Origin of the sequence: Nocardioides flavescens (genome assembly GCF_009823805.1) — a bacterium.
Lineage (GTDB): Bacteria > Actinomycetota > Actinomycetes > Propionibacteriales > Nocardioidaceae > Nocardioides > Nocardioides flavescens.
The window spans coordinates 323,574-340,758 of sequence record NZ_WUEK01000001.1 but is presented as its reverse complement, the minus strand read 5'-3'; the positions used below and the strand labels follow the sequence as shown (position 1 = coordinate 340,758).

17 protein-coding genes are annotated in these 17,185 nt (G+C 73.2%); 16 read left to right on the top strand and 1 reads right to left on the bottom strand.

Annotation, left to right across the window (positions count from 1 at the left end; translation table 11 throughout):
- Positions 1 to 23 precede the first annotated feature (23 nt).
- Together GRQ65_RS01600 and GRQ65_RS01595 are read left to right on the top strand one after the other, a co-directional pair.
- Positions 24 to 359: a hypothetical protein gene (locus tag GRQ65_RS01600; protein ID WP_160874464.1), complete on the top strand. Its 336-nt coding sequence runs from the start codon at positions 24 to 26 to the stop codon at positions 357 to 359.
- Positions 340 to 738 carry a DUF5130 family protein gene (locus tag GRQ65_RS01595; protein ID WP_337191419.1) on the top strand — a complete coding sequence of 133 codons (399 nt, stop codon included), beginning with the start codon at positions 340 to 342 and terminating at the stop codon, positions 736 to 738. Before GRQ65_RS01600 ends, GRQ65_RS01595 begins: the two co-directional genes overlap by 20 nt.
- A gap of 145 nt (positions 739 to 883) precedes the next feature.
- Here GRQ65_RS01595 and valS read toward each other — a convergent pair whose 3' ends face one another.
- The gene (gene valS, locus GRQ65_RS01590) at positions 884 to 3,508 is read right to left on the bottom strand and encodes a valine--tRNA ligase (RefSeq protein ID WP_160874462.1); all 2,625 of its coding nucleotides are present in this window, start codon (positions 3,506 to 3,508) and stop codon (positions 884 to 886) included.
- Positions 3,509 to 3,660: 152 nt separating this feature from the next.
- On the opposite strand from valS, the gene GRQ65_RS01585 reads away from it, so the two are divergent.
- The 14 genes from GRQ65_RS01585 to mreD all read left to right on the top strand — a co-directional run bounded on the left by GRQ65_RS01585 (position 3,661) and on the right by mreD (position 17,180).
- Complete coding sequence (locus GRQ65_RS01585; RefSeq protein WP_160874460.1) at positions 3,661 to 4,134, top strand: holo-ACP synthase; 474 nt, start codon at positions 3,661 to 3,663, stop codon at positions 4,132 to 4,134.
- Positions 4,131 to 4,394, top strand: a complete 264-nt coding sequence (locus GRQ65_RS01580) for an acyl carrier protein (protein WP_160874458.1) — start codon at positions 4,131 to 4,133, stop codon at positions 4,392 to 4,394. The genes GRQ65_RS01585 and GRQ65_RS01580 overlap by 4 nt, the downstream gene beginning before the upstream one ends.
- Positions 4,394 to 5,593: an acyl-CoA dehydrogenase family protein gene (locus tag GRQ65_RS01575; RefSeq protein WP_160874456.1), complete on the top strand. Its 1,200-nt coding sequence runs from the start codon at positions 4,394 to 4,396 to the stop codon at positions 5,591 to 5,593. The genes GRQ65_RS01580 and GRQ65_RS01575 overlap by 1 nt, the downstream gene beginning before the upstream one ends.
- Positions 5,593 to 6,513, top strand: coding sequence for an amino acid--[acyl-carrier-protein] ligase (locus tag GRQ65_RS01570; protein ID WP_160874454.1), 921 nt, complete (start codon positions 5,593 to 5,595; stop codon positions 6,511 to 6,513). Before GRQ65_RS01575 ends, GRQ65_RS01570 begins: the two co-directional genes overlap by 1 nt.
- The gene (locus tag GRQ65_RS01565; RefSeq protein ID WP_160874452.1) at positions 6,507 to 8,294 is read left to right on the top strand and encodes a hypothetical protein; all 1,788 of its coding nucleotides are present in this window, start codon (positions 6,507 to 6,509) and stop codon (positions 8,292 to 8,294) included. Before GRQ65_RS01570 ends, GRQ65_RS01565 begins: the two co-directional genes overlap by 7 nt.
- A 5-nt stretch (positions 8,295 to 8,299) precedes the next feature.
- Positions 8,300 to 9,253: a DUF1839 family protein gene (locus GRQ65_RS01560; RefSeq protein ID WP_160874450.1), complete on the top strand. Its 954-nt coding sequence runs from the start codon at positions 8,300 to 8,302 to the stop codon at positions 9,251 to 9,253.
- A 7-nt stretch (positions 9,254 to 9,260) separates the two neighbouring features.
- Complete coding sequence (locus tag GRQ65_RS01555; RefSeq protein WP_160874448.1) at positions 9,261 to 11,126, top strand: glycoside hydrolase family 2 protein; 1,866 nt, start codon at positions 9,261 to 9,263, stop codon at positions 11,124 to 11,126.
- Positions 11,127 to 11,253: 127 nt separating this feature from the next.
- Entirely contained in the window at positions 11,254 to 12,156 is a 903-nt protein-coding gene (locus tag GRQ65_RS23675; protein ID WP_160874446.1) for a GNAT family N-acetyltransferase, read from the top strand.
- A 12-nt stretch (positions 12,157 to 12,168) separates the two neighbouring features.
- Positions 12,169 to 13,527: a bifunctional folylpolyglutamate synthase/dihydrofolate synthase gene (locus GRQ65_RS01545; protein WP_160874444.1), complete on the top strand. Its 1,359-nt coding sequence runs from the start codon at positions 12,169 to 12,171 to the stop codon at positions 13,525 to 13,527.
- On the top strand, positions 13,524 to 13,922 hold the full coding sequence (locus tag GRQ65_RS01540) for a DUF4233 domain-containing protein (RefSeq protein ID WP_237447513.1): 399 nt from the start codon (positions 13,524 to 13,526) through the stop codon (positions 13,920 to 13,922). Before GRQ65_RS01545 ends, GRQ65_RS01540 begins: the two co-directional genes overlap by 4 nt.
- 10 nt (positions 13,923 to 13,932) lie before the next feature.
- Positions 13,933 to 14,337, top strand: a complete 405-nt coding sequence (gene ndk, locus GRQ65_RS01535) for a nucleoside-diphosphate kinase (protein WP_160874442.1) — start codon at positions 13,933 to 13,935, stop codon at positions 14,335 to 14,337.
- A gap of 355 nt (positions 14,338 to 14,692) precedes the next feature.
- Positions 14,693 to 15,733: a rod shape-determining protein gene (locus tag GRQ65_RS01530; RefSeq protein ID WP_160874440.1), complete on the top strand. Its 1,041-nt coding sequence runs from the start codon at positions 14,693 to 14,695 to the stop codon at positions 15,731 to 15,733.
- A complete protein-coding gene (gene mreC, locus GRQ65_RS01525; protein WP_160874439.1) occupies positions 15,730 to 16,656 on the top strand; it encodes a rod shape-determining protein MreC in 927 nt (308 codons plus the stop codon). The genes GRQ65_RS01530 and mreC overlap by 4 nt, the downstream gene beginning before the upstream one ends.
- Positions 16,653 to 17,180, top strand: a complete 528-nt coding sequence (gene mreD / locus GRQ65_RS01520) for a rod shape-determining protein MreD (RefSeq protein WP_160874437.1) — start codon at positions 16,653 to 16,655, stop codon at positions 17,178 to 17,180. The genes mreC and mreD overlap by 4 nt, the downstream gene beginning before the upstream one ends.
- The last annotated feature ends 5 nt before the right edge of the window (positions 17,181 to 17,185 follow it).

The following is a 17,185-nucleotide window of genomic DNA, read 5'->3' as shown; positions in this document are numbered from 1 at the left end:
CACGACACCGATATCCTCGCCCTGTGAGCCTGTCGTCGACCGCCCTGGCAGATGCCGTCCCGGCCTTGATCCCGATGGACGTGCCGGTCGGGTGGAGCGATCCCGACCAGGTCAGCATCGTCCACGCCCTGCTGGTGCTCGGCGGCATCCCGGTGCTGCTGTTCATCCTGATCGGGCTCGCGATCTACGCCCCGGCGCTGGCGCGCGGGGAGCGGATCGCCCCCGGTGCGCAGCCGATGCAGAACCAGTGGCTCGGCGGTCCGCGCGGCGACGCCGGACAGCTGAGCGCCGGCTCCAGCACCTCCACCGCCTCCGCCGACGCGGAGTCCCAGACCGGCGGTGCCAGTGGCCGCTGGTGAGCGCTTCTCGTCCTCCGAGCGCGCCGCTCTCGACGAGACCATCCGTCTGGCCGAGCGCGTCTCCCGCGTCGAGTTCTCCGTCTTCGTCGGGCGCGCCGAGGGTGACCCCCGCGGCTTCGCCGAGGGGCTGCACGGCTCGCTCGTCGCGCCCGCGCGCAGCGTCCTGGTGATGGTCGACCCCGAGGCCCGCGCAGTCGAGGTGGTCACCGGGGCCGACGTGCGTCGTACCCTCTCGGACCGTCAGGTCGAGTTCGCGGTCGCCGAGATGCAGTCCCGTTTCGCCGCCGGTGACCTCGTCGGCGGCCTGCGTCGCGGCGTCCAGATGCTCGCCGAGCACTCCCGCGCCCCCCAGACGCTCCACGCGCCCCACCAGGGCTGACCTCCCGCCCGACCCGGCGTACCGCCAGGCACGTCACACGCGTCACGAGAACCCCAGCATCTGCTGGGGTTCCTGACGTTCTGGGGTGTTGCAACACCCCAGAACGTTGGCGATCCCAGCAGATGCTGGGATTCCGCCGCCCCCGTCAGCCCTCGGCGACGGGGGCGAGCTCGGCGTCGACGCTGAGCTCGGTGGCGTCGGGGGAGACCGTGAAGACGAGGTCACCGGTGATGCGGCCGGTGCGGCGCAGGTCGTCGGCGGCGGACTCGGCGGCGCGCACGAGCTCCTCGGGACCGGAGATCTCGACGCGTGACAGCTCGGCGCGCATCGAGACCTTGGCCGTCGACTTGGCGCCGCGGATGCCGATGAGGGCGGCGGCGACGGCGTCGATCATCGAGGCGTCCGCCGCGGCAGCGGCCCCGAGGTCGACGACGGAGGGCCACGGGGCGCGGTGGATCGAGCCCTCGCGCCACCACGACCAGACCTCCTCGGTCACGTAGGGCAGGAACGGCGCGAGCAGGCGCAGCTGCACCTCGAGGGCGATCGCGAGCGTCGCCTGGGCCGAGGCGGTGGCGGTCGCGTCGGCAGGTTCCTCCGAGTAGGCGCGCTCCTTGACCAGCTCCAGGTAGTCGTCGCAGAACTCCCAGAAGAAGCGCTCGGTGACCTCGAGGGCGGTGGTGTAGTCGTAGGCCTCGAACGCCTCGGTGGCGCGCGTGACGACGTTGGCCAGGCGACCGAGCAGCGCGCAGTCGACCGGGGCGGAGACCTCGAAGGCGTTGAGCGAGGTCGCGCCGACGTTGCCCAGCACGAACTTGGAGGCGTTGAGGACCTTCATGGCCAGGCGGCGCCCGACCTTCATCTGGGTCTCGTCGAACGGCGAGTCGAGGCCCGGACGGGCCATCGCGGCGCGCCAGCGCACGGCGTCGGCGCCGAACTTGTCGAGGATGTCGGTCGGGACGACGACGTTGCCCTTCGACTTCGACATCTTCTTGCGGTCGGGGTCGAGGATGAAGCCCGAGACCAGCGCGTGGCTCCACGGCGAGGCGTGGTGCTCGAAGTGGGCACGCACCACGCGGGCGAAGAGCCAGGTGCGGATGATGTCGTGGGCCTGGGTGCACAGGTCCATCGGGAAGACCCGCGAGAACAGGTCGGGGTCGGACTCCCAGCCACCGGCGATCTGCGGAGTGAGCGAGGAGGTCGCCCAGGTGTCCATCACGTCGGGGTCGCCGATGAACCCGCCGGGCTTGCCGCGCTGGTCGTCGGAGTAGCCGCTCGGGGCCTGCGTCGACGGGTCGACCGGCAGGTCGGCCTCGCGGGGCAGCAGGGGGTGGTCGTAGTCGGGGGCGCCCTCGTCGTCGAGGGGGTACCACACCGGGAACGGGATGCCGAAGAACCGCTGGCGCGAGATGAGCCAGTCACCGTTCAGCCCGCCGACCCAGTTGTCGTAGCGGTGCTTCATGTGCGGCGGGACCCACTCGATCTCGCCGCTGCGCTCGAGCATCTCCGCGCGCAGGCCGGCGTCGCGACCGCCGTTGCGGATGTACCACTGACGGGTGGCGACGATCTCGAGGGGCTTGTCGCCCTTCTCGTAGAAGTTCGTCATCCGCTGGGTGGGCTCCGGGTCGCCGTCGAGGTCGCCGCTCTCGCGCAGCGCCGCGACGACCGCCTCGCGCGCGGAGAAGGCGGTCTTGCCCTTCAGCTCCTCGTACGCCGTGGCCGCGGGCTCGTGGGACAGCCACTCGGGCGTCTCGCGGGTCAGGCGGCCGTCGCGGCCGATGACGGTGCGCACCGGCAGGTCGAGCTCGCGCCACCACTGCACGTCGGTGAGGTCGCCGAAGGTGCAGCACATGACGAGGCCCGAGCCCTTGTCGGGCTCGGCGGCGGGGTGGGGGAGCACCGGGATCTCGACGCCGAAGACGGGCGAGGTGACGGTGCTGCCGAACAGCGGCTGGTAGCGCTCGTCGTCGGGGTGCGCGATCAGGGCGACGACCGAGGGGATCAGCTCGGGACGCGTGGTCTCGATGAAGACCCGCTCACCGTCGGGGCGGTGGAACGCGACGCGGTGGTAGGCGCCGGCGTAGTCACGGGCCTCGAGCTCGGCCTGCGCGACCGCGGTCTGGAAGGTGACGTCCCACAGGGTCGGCGCTTCCTGGAGGTAGGCCTCCCCGCGGGCGAAGTTGCGCAGGAACGCCCGCTGGCTGACGGTCTGCGCCTTGGCGCCGATCGTCGTGTAGTGCTGTGACCAGTCGACCGAGAGGCCGAGGGTGCGCCACAGGGACTCGAAGACCTGCTCGTCCTGCTCGACGAGCCGCTCGCACAGCTCGATGAAGTTGGGCCGGCTGATCGGCACCTGCTTCTTGGCGTCGGGCTTCTCCGGCGGGGTGAACTCCGGGTCGTAGGGCAGCGAGGGGTCGCAGCGCACGCCGAAGTAGTTCTGCACCCGGCGCTCGGTCGGCAGGCCGTTGTCGTCCCAGCCCATGGGGTAGAAGACCGACTTCCCGCGCATCCGCTGGAAGCGGGCGATCAGGTCGGTGTGGGTGTAGGAGAAGACGTGGCCCACGTGCAGGCTGCCGCTCACGGTGGGCGGCGGGGTGTCGATGGAGTAGACGTCGGCGCGCTCTGCGGTGCGGTCGAAGGCGTAGGTGTCGTCGTCCTTCCACCGCTGCGACCAGGTCGCCTCGAGGCCCTCGAGGGCCGGCTTGTCGGGTACGTCGACGGCACGGTCGGCCGTCGTCGTCTCCGGGGCGCGGTCCTGCGAGGTCTCGGTCATGGCGAAATCCTAGGGTCCGCCCGCCGGTGACGACGAACACGGGTGGGCGGGCTGTGCAAAGCCGCCACCGCGCCCCACCTGCGGCGATAGGCTCTACGGGCGCATGATGAATGCGCACGGAGCAGTGCACACACGTTGGGGGACGAGGGCCCATGCGGGCACGCACACATCCACCCCGGGTCCGGACGGGGTGCGACCTGCAGCGGATCGAGGACGTCGCGGACGCGATCCGCACCTTCGGTGACCGCTACCTCGACCGCGTCTACACCCCGGTCGAGCAGCGTGCGGGCCGGATCGGCGGCGCGGCCTCGCTGGCTGCGCGGTTCGCCGCCAAGGAGGCGGTGCTCAAGCTGATCGGCACCGCGGACGGCGTCGACCTGCGCTCCGTCGAGGTCGACCAAGAAGCCGGCCGGCCTGTCGTGCGCCTGACAGACCGCGCCCGCGATCTCGCCGAGGCTGTCGGCCTCGGGCCCGTCGACGTGAGCCTCAGCCACAGCGGCGACCACGCGATGGCCGTCGCCGTGGCGATGGTCGCGCCCACCACGGACCCACACCACCAGCACACCGATCAGCACGACGACCACCACACCGACCACCACACCGAGCACGGGGGAACCACCGCATGAGCAGCACCGTCACCGACTCCATCCGCGCGCTCCTCGCCGAGCACGCCCGGCTCGGCGTCGACGTCGCGTCGCTCTCCGACACCGACGACCTCTACACCGCAGGCATGACCTCGCACGCGTCGGTCACGGTCATGCTCGCCTGCGAGGACGAGTGGGACGTGGAGTTCCCCCAGCAGATGCTGAAGAAGTCGACGTTCGCCTCCATCGCCAACATCCGCGCGGCGCTCGCCGAGCTCGAGGTCGAGGGAGCGAGCGCCTGATGAGCATCCTCACCGCCCCGGGCACGACCGACCCGTCCGTGCTGCGCGAGGCCGTCGCGCTCGCCCACCGGATCGGCAAGGAGACCGCGGCGGTCCACGCCGCCGACGTCGACCGCGAGGGCCGGTTCCCGAAGGAGACCGTCGACGCGTTCCGCGCCGAGCGCCTGCTCGGGGCGATGGTGCCGACCGAGCTCGGCGGCCTCGGCCACGACGTGCGGACCACCGCGGCGATCGTGCGCACCGTCGCGCGCTACTGCGCCTCCTCGGCGATGATCCTCGCGATGCACCACATCCAGGTGGCCAGCCTGGTGCGTCACGGCCGCTCCGAGGCGCTGCGCGACTACGCCCGCCGCGTCGCGGCGGAGCAGCTGCTGCTCGCCTCGGCGACCACCGAGGTGGGCATCGGCGGCAACACCCGCAACTCCTCCTGCTACGTCGAGCGCGTCGGCGACGACGGCCCCGGCCAGACCTTCAAGGTCACCAAGCAGGCGCCGGTCATCTCCTACGGCCAGTACGCCGACGCGATCTTCACGACCGCCCGCCGCGCCGAGGACAGCCCGGCCAGCGACCAGGTGCTCGCGGTCTGCGAGTCCGCCGCCGTGCACCTGACACCGCTCAGCGGCTGGGACACGATGGGCTTCCGCGGCACCTGCTCGCTGGGCTTCACCCTCGAGGCGACCGGCGACGCGGCGCTGATCCACGACGACTCGTTCGGCGACATCTCGGCGCAGACGATGCTGCCGGTGGCCCACCTGCTGTGGGGCTCGCTGTGGCTCGGGCTCGCCGAGGAGGCCTCGTGGCGCGCCCAGCGCTTCGTGCAGAAGGCCGCCCGCAAGAACCCCGGCCAGACCCCGCCCGCCTCGGCCCGCCTCGCCGCGCTCATGGTGACGCGTCAGGAGTTCGCCGCCTCGGTCGACTCGATGATGACCCGCTACGAGCAGATCCAGGACGACCCGGAGGCGCTCGGCTCGATCGACTTCATGGTCGCGATCAACACCCTGAAGATCTCGGCCTCGACCGAGGTCGTCGACGTGGTCAACCAGGCGCTGCTGATCTGCGGCATCCAGGGCTACCGCGAGGACACGGAGTTCTCGCTCGGCCGTCTGCTGCGCGACGCCCACGGCGCGGCCGTGATGGTCAACAACGACCGCATCGCCGGCAACACCGCCCAGCTCGCGCTGATGCAGCGGGAGTTCTGATGGCCGAGGGCGGGGCGCCGTACACCACCCCCGACGACCTGCGCACGACGCTCGAGGAGGCCGGGGTCTTCCGGACCACCGCGGTCGACGGCGTCTACCACCGCTCCTGGGACTGGGAGCGGGTCCTGCGCGGCGTCGAGCAGCACGTCATGGGCAAGCGCGTCGCGACCGACGCGCCGCGCCGGTGGTTCCCGCCGGTCATGCCGCGCGAGGAGTTCCTCAAGACCGACTACCTGCGCTCCTTCCCCGACCTCGTCGGCTCCATCGACGTCTTCGACGGCACCGACAAGGAGCACCGCGCGCTGCTCGCCGTCCTCGAGGACGGCGGCGACTGGACCTCGCACCTGACGCCCGGCGAGGTCGTGCTGCCCTCCTCGGTCTGCCACCCGCTCTACGGCACCCTGCCCACCGACGTGCCCGAGGACGGGCTGGACGAAGAGTGCAGCGGCTGGTCGTTCCGCCACGAGCCGAGCCTCGACCCGGCCCGGATGCAGATGTTCCGCATCTACGAGTACGTCCGCATCGGCACCCCGGCGCAGGCCCTCGCCCACCGCGACGAGTGGCTCGACCGCGGGCTCGCGGCGCTCGGCGAGCTCGGGCTGCCGGTGCGCTCCGAGGCCGCCAACGACCCCTTCTTCGGCCGGGTCGGCAAGATGCTCGCGGCCAACCAGCTCGAGTCGTCGCTGAAGTACGAGATGGTCGTCGACCTCACCGACGTGCGCCCGACCGCCATCGGCTCCTCGAACTACCACGAGGACCACTTCGGGGACACCTTCGGCCTGCACCTGGCCGACGGCACCCCGGCCCACAGCTCGTGCATCGGCTTCGGTCTCGACCGGATCACCCTCGCGCTCTTCGCCGTCCACGGGGTCGACGTCGCGGGGTGGCCCGCAGAGGTGAGGTCGGCCCTGCAGTGCTGACCGCGGACGTCAGCCGGGTCGAGAGCGGGGTCACCAGCACCCAGGTCTGGTTCGGACCCGAGGACCGGCCCCTGTGGGGCTGGGTCTCGCGGCCGTCTGACGGCACAGCGCGCGGCGGGGTCGTGCTGTGCCCGCCGGTCGGCGAGGAGGGGCGCGCCGCGCACCGCACGTTCCGCCGGCTCGCCGAGGCCCTCGCGGGACGCGGGCTGGTCGCGCTGCGCTTCGACTACGACGGCACCGGCGACTCGGCCGGGCTGCAGGACGAGCCCGATCGGGTCGAGGCCTGGCTCGCCTCGATCGAGGCGGCCCGCCAGCACCTGCTCGACCTCGGCGTCCCCGCCGAGCCCGGGGTCGCCGCCGTCGGGATGCGCCTCGGCGCCACGCTCGCCGGCGTCCACGCCGCGGCGGGCGAGGAGCCGGCGTTCTCCTCGCTCGTGCTCTGGGACCCCTGCGTCTCGGGGCGCACCTTCCTGCGCGAGGGCGAGGCGCTCTTCGGCTTCGGTGAGAACGCCGACTCGGCCGAGGGGCTCGAGGAGGGGTGGCGCCACACGCCGGGGTTCCAGTACGACACCGCGACCGCCTCGGGGCTGCGCCGCGTCGACCTCGGCAAGCTGCCCGCCACGCGGCCGCTCGCCGAGCGGACCCTGCTGCTGACCCGCGTCGACCGCCCGGTCGCTCCCGCACTGTCGACGCGGATGCAGGCCGAGGGGGAGCGGCTCGAGACCGGTGCCGCCGACGGCCAGGGCCAGCTGCTCGACGTACCCCCCGAGCTGAGCGTCGTGCCCGAGGCGCCGCTGCGCCGGGTCGTGGAGTTCGTGGCCGACGGCTTCGCCGACCAGGCGCCGGTGCCGGTCAAGGCACCCGAGGAGCGCGCGGTCGTGATCGGGTCGGAGGCCGACGGTGGCTCGCCGGTGCGTGAGCGGGTGGCCCGCTCCGGGCCCGCGCGCATCGTCGGCATCGTCGACGAGCCGCTCGACCTCGCCGAGCGCTCCGCCCACGGGCCGGTGCCGTGGGTCGTCCTGGTCAACGTCGCCGCCGAGCACCACATCGGCCCCGGCCGCCGCTGGGTCGAGTGGGCGCGCCGGTGGGCCGCCCAGGGCTACCGCGTGGTGCGCATCGACCAGAGCGGGGTCGGCGACAGCCCGACGCCGCCCGGGCAGGCCGACGACCGGGCGTTCGCCCCGGAGTGGATCGACGACATGCGCCACCTCGTCACCGAGCTGCGCGCCGACGGCGCCCGCGTCGGCATCGTCGGGCTCTGCTCCGGCTCCTACTCCGCCCTCGAGGTCGCGATGTGGGAGCACGTCGACGCGGTCTTCGCCATCAACCCGCGCCTCACGCTCTACCCCGCGGCCAAGGGCACCGCCGTCTACACCGACCGGCGCCGCGCCGCGGCCCTGCCGGTCGCCCCGATCGCCCGACTGGCACGGCACCGGCGGATCCTGGCGGGCGGCATCTGGCGCATCTACCGCGAGTTCGCGCTGTGGCACGCCCCGTTGCTGATCCTGTGGCGCGTCCTGCGCCGCGGCACGGCCGTCGAGGTCATCGCCTGTCACGACGACGCGCAGCACTTCACCGAGGTCTACGCCCTGCGTCCGCTGTTCTGGTGGATGCGGCGCACCGGGCGCTTCGGCTTCACCGACGACGACGCCATCGACCACTCGCTGCTCTCGCGCCGTGCGCAGCTGCTCGGCTACGAGCGCGCGACGGCGTTCCTGTCCCGTCAGCTGCCCCTGACCTCTCCACCCCGGTCCTCGAACCCCACCGCCAGGAAGGCGTGAGCCGCGTGAGCCTCGTCCGACTCTTCGACCTCGACCCCGCGGCGTACGCCGTGCACCCGCTGCACGACGACGAGCGGACCTACTCCGAGACCAACTGCTACGTCGACTGCCTGGTCGAGCTGATCGCCTCGGCCGGCCTCGAGCCCGAGGCGATGCTCGGCGGCGCGGTGATGGCCGACCTCGAGCTCGACCAGTGGACCTTCTTCAAGCCGACCCCCGGCGACCTGTTCGCTCTCTACGGCATCGACCTGCACGAGGTGCAGCCCTACCGCGGCTTCCCCGACCTCATCGCCTCCCGCCTGGCGGTCGGGCAGACGGTGATGCCGGAGGTCGACTCGTTCTACCTGCCCGACGTCGCCGCGACCTCCTACCGCAGCGCCCACGTGAAGTCGACGATCGTCGCCGAGTCGATCGACGTCGAGGCGAAGGTCCTGCGCTACTTCCACAACACCGCCTACCACGAGCTCAGCGGTGAGGACTTCGACAAGCTGTTCGCGACCTACGACGGCGACGGCCACCTGCCGACGTACGTCGAGCTGATCCGCTTCGGCGCCGGACCGGTGCCGACCGGTGAGGAGCTCAAGGCGGTGGCGCGGGGCCGGTTCGCCGAGTTCCTCGCCCGACGCCCGGCCGACAACCCCTTCGTGCGGTTCGCCGCGACCCTGGCCGCCGACCTGCCGGTGCTGCTCGAGGGCTCGACGGAGGACTACCACGCCTACGCCTTCCACAACCCGCGCATGGTGGGAGCGTCGATGGAGCTGCTCTCCGCGCACGTGCGGTGGCTCTTCGGCGAGGAGGGCGAGAAGGCCGCCGCCCACCTCGACGACGTCGTCGGCGGCTCCAAGATGCTGCTCTTCCGCCTCGCCCGGCAGCGCGCCTTCTCCGTCGAGGGGGTCGTCGGGCCGATGGCCGAGGCCTACGACGCCGCGATGACCGAGCTGGACGCACTGGTCCGGTGAGGGTCCCGTGACCCGCTCGGTCCTCTCCTTCACCCGGCTCACGCCGGAGCCGGGGCCGGACGCCGACGAGGTCGAGCACGTCTTCGTCGCCCGCGTCGAGGCACCCGAGGACGGCGTCCTCGAGGTCGAGGGCATCGCGACGGTCTGGGACCTGCTGGTCGACGGCGAGGTCGCGGCGTCGGGACGCTCGCAGTTCGAGCGCCACGAGGTGCCGGTGGGAGCCGGGGCCCACGAGGTGCGCATCGTCGTGCACCCGCTGGCGCCCGTCCTCGACGAGACGGCCCGCAAGCCGCGTCAGCGCTGGCGCACGATGCTGGTCGAGGACGCGCGGCTGCGCTGGGTGCGCACCCAGCTGCTGGGGCGCGCGCCCGGCTTCTCGCCCGGCCCGCCCGTGGTCGGGCCGCACCTGCCGGTGACGCTGGTGACGGGTCCTCGCCCGCCGCGCGTCGTACGCACGTGGCTGGACGGCACCACCGGGGTCGTCGAGCTGTCCGACGGGCGCTCGGTGCGGGTGCCCGACGCGCAGCCGTGGTGGCCCCACACCCACGGCACGCCCCACCTCCACGACGTCGAGGTCGACGGGCACGTGCTGCGGGTCGGCTTCCGCACGGTCGAGAACCGCTCGACCGACTCCCTCGACCTGTGGGTCAACGGCGTGCGCGTCTTCGCCCGCGGTGCGGTGTGGACGCCCGGTCCGCTCGACGCGCTCGACGAGGCCGTCGCGCTCGGGCTCAACCTGGTGCGGGTGCCGGGCATCGCGGCCTACGAGTCGGAGGCGTTCCACGCCCGCTGCGACGAGCTAGGGCTGCTGGTCTGGCAGGACCTGATGTTCGCGACGTTCGACTACCCGCTCGCCGACCCCGGCTTCGCCGCCACCGTCGAGGGCGAGGTGCGCGTCGTCACGGCACTGCTCGCGCGCCACCCGTCGACCGCCGTCGTCTGCGGCTCCGCCGAGCACGAGCAGCAGGCGGCGATGTTCGGCGTCAGCCCCTCGACCGGGGCGGCCCGCGAGCTCGCCGCGTTGCTCGCGCTCTTGGTCCGCGGGTCGGCGACCGACGCCGTGTGGGTCGACTCCTCGCCCTCGGGCGGCGACCCGGTCATCCGCGTCGACACCGGCATCGCGCAGTACTTCGGCGTCGGCGCCTACCTCCGTGCCCTCCCCGACGCCCGGCACAGCCGGGTGGGCTTCGCGGCCGAGTGCCTGGCCTTCTCGAACCTCCCCGCGCCCGACTCTCCTGCTGACGTACGAGGGGGAGTGCCGCAGGACAACGGCGCCGACTGGGACTTCGCCGACGTGCGCGAGCACTACCTGCGCGAGCGGTACGGCGCCGACGCGACGCCCGACGGCGACGAGGCCCGGCGGGTGACCGGCGAGGTGATGGCCGACGTGTTCGGCGAGTGGCGCCGCCCGGGGTCGGGCTGCGGCGGCGGCATCGTGCTGTGGCTGCGCGACGTGCAGCCGGGCGCGGGCTGGGGGCTGCTCGACAGCACCGGCCGTCCCAAGCCCGCGGCGCTCGCGCTGGCGCCGGTGCTGCAGCCGACCGCGGTGTGGGTCGTCGACGAGGGGCTCAACGGCCTCGACGTGCACGTGGCCCACGACGGTCCTGCGCCGCTGGAGGCCACCCTCGAGGTGGAGCTGCTGCGCCCCGACGGCTCGGTCGGTGAGACCTGCGCCGCGGAGGTGTCGCTGCCGGCGCACGGCCACGCGTCGTACGGCGTCGAGGCCCTGCTCGGCCGCTTCGCCGACGTCTCCTACGCCTACCGCTTCGGCCCGCCCCAGCACGCCGGCGTCCGCGCCCGCCTCAGCGCCCCCGACCTCGGCCTCGAGCGCACCGCCACCTGGCTGATCCCCCTCGCCGCCCGCCAGCTGTAACGCGGAGTTGGTGATCCTGGCGACCCGTTGCAACGGGTCGGAACCGTCACCAACTCCGCGTTACAAGCGGGAGGGGCGGGGCGGAAACCGGAGGCGGTCGGGCGCCGCGCGCCGTTAACGTCGCCGAGTGACCTACACGCTGGAGTGGTACGACGAGCCGCGGGCCTTCCTCGACCGGGCCGGTGCCTGGCTCGACGCGGATCCGGTCGTCACGACGGTGGTCGGGTCGGTCGCCGTCCGGGCGGTCGAGGACGACGAGGCCGGGCGGCCCGTCGGTGACCACCCCCGGTGGTGGGTGGTCGCCGCCGACGAGCGCGGCGAGGTCGTCGGCGTCGCGATGCGCACAGCGCCGTTCGCGCCGCACCCCCTCTACGCCCTGCCGATGCCTGACGTGGCCGCGCGCGAGCTGGGGCGGGCGCTGCGCGCGCGAGGCGAGGCGATCACCGCGGTCAACGGCGCGCTGCCGGCGGTCGAGCTGGTCGCGACCGAGCTGGCGGCGGGCACCGGGACGGTGCGTGTGCACGAGGGCATGCGACTCCACGTCGTCGACGACCTCGCCGCGCTGGTGGAGCCCGACCGGCCCGGCCGCGCGCGGCTCGCGACCGCGGCCGACGAGGAGGTCGCGTTCGCGTGGTTCACGGCGTTCCACCACGACGCGGCGGTGCAGGCGGGGCGCGACCCGGCGGGGGAGACCGAGGTCTTCGAGGGCGGTGAGGTGCAGGCCCGCGTCGAGTCGGGTCGGGTCTGGCTGTGGGAGGACGCCGACGGGGTCCCGGTCAGCCTCGTCGCCCACAACCCGTCGGCCGGGGGCGTGGTGCGGATCGGGCCGGTCTTCACCCCGCCCGAGCAGCGCGGTCGCGGCTGGGCGGGCGCGCTGACCGCCCACGTCACCCGGCGGATCCTGGAGGACGGCGACCTGGCGTGCCTGTTCACCGACGTCGACAACCCCGTCTCCAACCACGTCTACGCCGCCATCGGCTACCGCGCGGTCGTCGACATGGCCAACCTCGTGATCGAGCCACCCAACTAGACTCACAGGACCATGACCGAGACCGACGCACCCCGGCTCGCCCAGACCTTCGCGGAGGCCGAGGACGCCCTGCTCTCGCGCTGGCCCGAGACCCGGCTGGAGCCCTCGCTCGACCGGATCCGGGCCTTCGTCGACCTGCTCGGCGACCCCCAGACGGCCTACCCCGTCGTCCACCTCACCGGCACCAACGGCAAGACCTCGACCAGCCGGATGATCGACACCCTGCTGCGCGCGCTCGACCTGCGCACCGGCCGCTTCACCAGCCCCCACGTGGAGTCGATGACCGAGCGCATCTCGATCGACGGCGAGCCGCTCGGCGAGGAGGAGTTCGTCGCGGCGTTCAACGACGTCGCGCCGTACGTCGGCATGGTGGACGAGTCCGAGGCCCACCCGGTGTCGTTCTTCGAGACCGTGGTGGCGATGGCCTACGCGAAGTTCGCCGAGGCCCCGGTCGACGTCGCCGTCGTCGAGGTCGGCATGGGCGGCACGTGGGACGCGACCAACGTCGTCGACGCGGCCGTCGCGGTGGTGCTGCCGATCGCGGTCGACCACGCGAAGTACCTCGGCGAGACGCCGGCCGCCATCGCCGTCGAGAAGGCCGGGATCATCAAGCCCGGCTCCGTCGTCGTGATCGCCGAGCAGGAGCCCGAGGTGGCCCAGGTGCTCGCCGCGCGCATCGCCGAGGTCGGCGCGACCGCGGTGCGCGAGGGCGTCGACTACGGGGTCGTGTCCCGCACGCCCGCCGTCGGCGGCCAGGTCGTGTCCCTGCAGGGGGTGCGGGCGCGCTACGACGAGGTCTTCCTCCCGCTCTACGGCGCCCACCAGGCGCAGAACGCCGCCGTCGCGCTGGCCGCGGTCGAGTCGTTCGTCGGCGGCTCGGAGCCGCTCGACGCCGAGCTCGTCCACGCGGCGTTCGGCCAGGTCACCTCGCCCGGGCGCCTCGAGATCGTGCGCCAGGGCCCGACGGTCATCCTGGACGCCGCCCACAACCCGCACGGCGCCGAGGCCACCGCCGCCGCGCTCGAGGACTCCTTCACCCTCGACCCGCTCATCGGGGTCATCGGCGTCATGGGCGACAAGGACGCCGAGGGCCTGCTCGCGGCGTTCGAGCCGCACCTGGCCCACCTCGTCGTCACCCAGAGCTCGACCGACCGGGCCATGCCGGCCGAGGAGCTGGCGGAGGTCGCGCGCGAGATCTACGGCGAGGACCGCGTCACCGTCGTACCCCGCCTCGACGACGCGCTCGAGGAGGCCACGACGCTGGCCGAGGAGGGCGCGACCGCCTCGATCGGCACCGGCGGAGTGCTCGTCACCGGCTCGGTCGTCACCGCGGGCGAGGCTCGCGCGATGCTGAAGCGGGGCCGTCGATGAGCGAGCAGGGCCCGGTCGGGGCACCCGTCGACCGCGAGCGCACCCGTTCCCCGCGCCGCGGCATGTGCGCGGCCACGCTCAGCCTGGAGGCGATCGTCCTCGCCCTCACGACGCCGGTGATGATCGTGATCGCCGACGTCTCCGCACCCATCGCCGTGACGGTCGGCATCGGGCTCGCCGTGCTGTGCCTGCTCACCGCCGGCGCTCTGCGCAGCGAGGGGGCCTACCTGCTCGGGTGGGCGATCCAGGTGGCGGCCATCTGCCTGGGGTTCGTCGTCACGCTGATGTTCTTCCTCGGCGCGGTCTTCGCCGCGCTCTGGGCCACGGCCTACCTGCTCGGCCGCAAGATCGAGGCCGAGCGGGCTGCGGCCTACGCCGCCTACGACGCCCAGTAGGGTCGGCGCCATGGCGCGCACCCTGGTCCTGCTCAAGCCCGACGCCGTCCGCCGCGGACTCGTCGGACAGATCCTGTCCCGCTACGAGGCCAAGGGGCTCACGCTCACCGCGCTCGAGCACCGGACGATCGACGCCGAGACGGCCGACCGCCACTACGCCGAGCACGTCGAGAAGGAGTGGTACCCGCCGCTTCGTGACTTCGTGACCAGCGGCCCCCTCGTCGCGATGGTGCTCGAGGGCGACGAGGCGGTCGAGGTCGTGCGCGGCCTCAACGGCGCCACCGACGGTCGCAAGGCCGCCCCCGGCACCATCCGCGGCGACCTCTCGCTCAGCGGCCGCGAGAACCTCGTCCACGGCTCCGACTCCGCCGAGTCCGCCGAGCGCGAGATCGGGCTCTGGTTCCCCGGTCTCTGACCCCCCTCCTCCCGCCGTACGGCGGACCGAGCCGACCCGGCGCACTGTGCGCCGGGTCGGCCTCATTTCGGCAGCACTTCGCGCCGGTCGGCGTACGCACAGCAGCAGTTCGCGCCGGGTGGGCGTACGCACAGCCGCACTTCGCGCCGGGTCGGCGTACGCACAGCAGCAGTTCGCGCCGGGTCGGCGTGGAAAGCCACCTCCAGTCACATCCGTCACTCCCGTCTCGGCGAGTCTCCCGGGAGGGGCCGGTTGCGCCACCTAGCCTCGGAGGGCCAGAGGCGGGTGCGGCGCGCGTCTCTGTCTTCCCCGCAGCTTCCCCGGCAGCACCACGACGCACGAAGGACTAACCCGGATGGCGAACAACCTCGTCGGCCGTGACATGGCGGTCGACCTCGGGACCGCCAACACGCTCGTCTACGTCCGAGGCAAGGGCGTGCTCGTCGACGAGCCCAGCGTCGTCGCCGTCAACGAGAAGACGGGCGAGCTGGTCGCGGTCGGCCACGACGCCAAGCGGATGGTCGGGCGCACGCCCGAGGACATCACGACGGTGCGCCCCCTCCAGGACGGCGTCATCGCCGACTTCGAGGCGACCGAGCAGATGCTGCGCCACTTCATCGCGCTGGTGCACCGCCGCCGCTACCTCGCCAAGCCGCGGATGGTCGTGTGCGTGCCGAGCGGCATCACCGCGGTCGAGCAGCGGGCGGTCAAGGAGGCCGGCTACCAGGCCGGCGCGCGCCGGGTCTACATCATCGAGGAGCCGATGGCCGCCGCCATCGGCGCCGGGCTGCCCGTGCACCAGGCCACCGGCAACATGGTCGTCGACGTCGGCGGCGGCACCACCGAGGTCGCGGTCATCAGCCTCGGCGGCATCGTCACCAGCCTGAGCGTGCGCACCGCGGGCGACGAGCTCGACCGCGCCATCACGACGTGGATGAAGAAGGAGCACGGCCTCCTGCTCGGCGAGGCGACCGCCGAGGAGGTCAAGCAGACCCTCGGCTCGGCGTACCCCGGCCCGGCCGACCGCCAGGCCGAGATCCGCGGTCGAGACCTGGTCAGCGGCCTGCCCCGCAGCATCACGCTGACCAGCGCCGACGTGCGCAAGGCGCTCGAGGAGCCGCTGCACGCGATCGTCGACGCCGTGCGGGTCACCCTCGACCAGACCCCGCCCGAGCTGGCCGGCGACATCATGGACCGCGGCATCGTGCTGACCGGCGGGGGAGCGCTGCTGCGCGGCCTCGACGAGCGGCTGCGCCACGAGACCGGCATGCCCGTGCACGTGGCCGACGAGCCGTTGACCAGCGTGGCGCTCGGCGCCGGTCGCTGCGTCGAGGAGTTCGAGGCGCTGCAGCAGGTGCTGGTCACCGAGCGCCGCAGGCTGGCGCGATCGGCATGAGCGACCGGCTCAACCGCCGCGGCAGCCTCGAGCCCCACGACCCGCGCCGCCCCCGGCGCTCGCTCGTGACCGCGCTCGTGCTCACCAGCCTCGCGCTGATGGCTGTCGACCAGGTCGCCGGCGCCGACGGCTCCTCACCGGTCGACCCGCTGCGCCGCGCGGTCGGTGAGGTCTACGGCCCCGTCGAGAACGCCGCCACCACGGTCGTCGACCCGGTCGCCGCGCTCCCGTCGTGGGTGCGCAGCCGCCGCGAGATGGCCGCCGACCTCGCCTCCGCCCGCTCAGAGGCCGACCAGCTGCGCGCCCAGCTCGCGAGCGACGACTACGACCGCAACCGCCTGCAGGAGTACGACGACCTCACCGCGACCGCCGAGTCGCTCGGCTACGCCCTCGTGCCCGCCCGGGTCACCGCGATGGGCTCGGCGCAGTCGTTCTCGCGCACCGTCACCATCGACGCCGGCGCCCGCGCTGGTCTCGCACCCGACATGACCGTCGTCAACGGCCAGGGACTCGTCGGGCGCGTCCTGCGCGTCAGCGCCACCACCGCCACGGTCCTGCTCGTCACCGACGCCGACTCCACCGTCGGCGGCCGGGTCGGCTCGAGCATGAAGGTGGGCTTCCTCCACGGGCGCGGCGACCTCGGCGACGGCTCGCGGCTCGACCTCGAGCTCGTCGACCAGACCTACGTGCCGAAGGCGGGCGAGCCGGTGGTCACCTGGGGCAGCCAGGACGGCGCGCCGTACGTCTCCGGGGTGCCGATCGGCACCGTCGAGTCGGTCTACTCCAGCCTGCGCGAGACGACCCAGCGCGCCGTCATCACGCCCTACGTCGACTTCTCGGCGCTCGACCAGGTCGGCGTCGTCGTCCCGTCGGGCACCACGAGCGACCGCGCCGTCATCGAGGTCGACGGGAGCCTGCGGTGAACGCCCGCAACCTCGCGATCGCCTTCGCGGTCTCGGTCGCGCTGGTGCTCCAGACGACGGTCTTCTCGCGGCTCACCGTCGAGGGCGTCGGCCCGGACCTCGTGCTGCTGGTCGTCGCCGCGGTCGCGCTGCGCCACGGCTCGCAGGTCGGCCTCGCCACCGGCTTCGTCGCCGGGCTGCTGCTAGACCTCGCCCCGCCGGCCGACCACGTCGCCGGCCGCTGGGCGCTCGCCCTGCTCGTCGTCGGCTACGTCGCCGGTCGGCTCACCAGCACCGGTGAGCCCCGCCCGGTCCAGTGGCTCGGCGCGGCCGCCGCGTCGTCGTTCGTCGGCACGTCCGTCTTCGCCCTGAGCGGGATCGTGCTGAGCGACCCCGCGGTCGCCACCGGCGAGCTGCTGCGCACGAGCGCGGTCGCGCTCGGCTACGACGTCGTGCTCGCCCTGGCCGTCGTGCCGCTGACCCTGGCCCTGCTGGAGCGCGTCGAGCCCGACCGGGTGCGCGTGCTGGGCCTGAGCCGCCCGTGACCGGC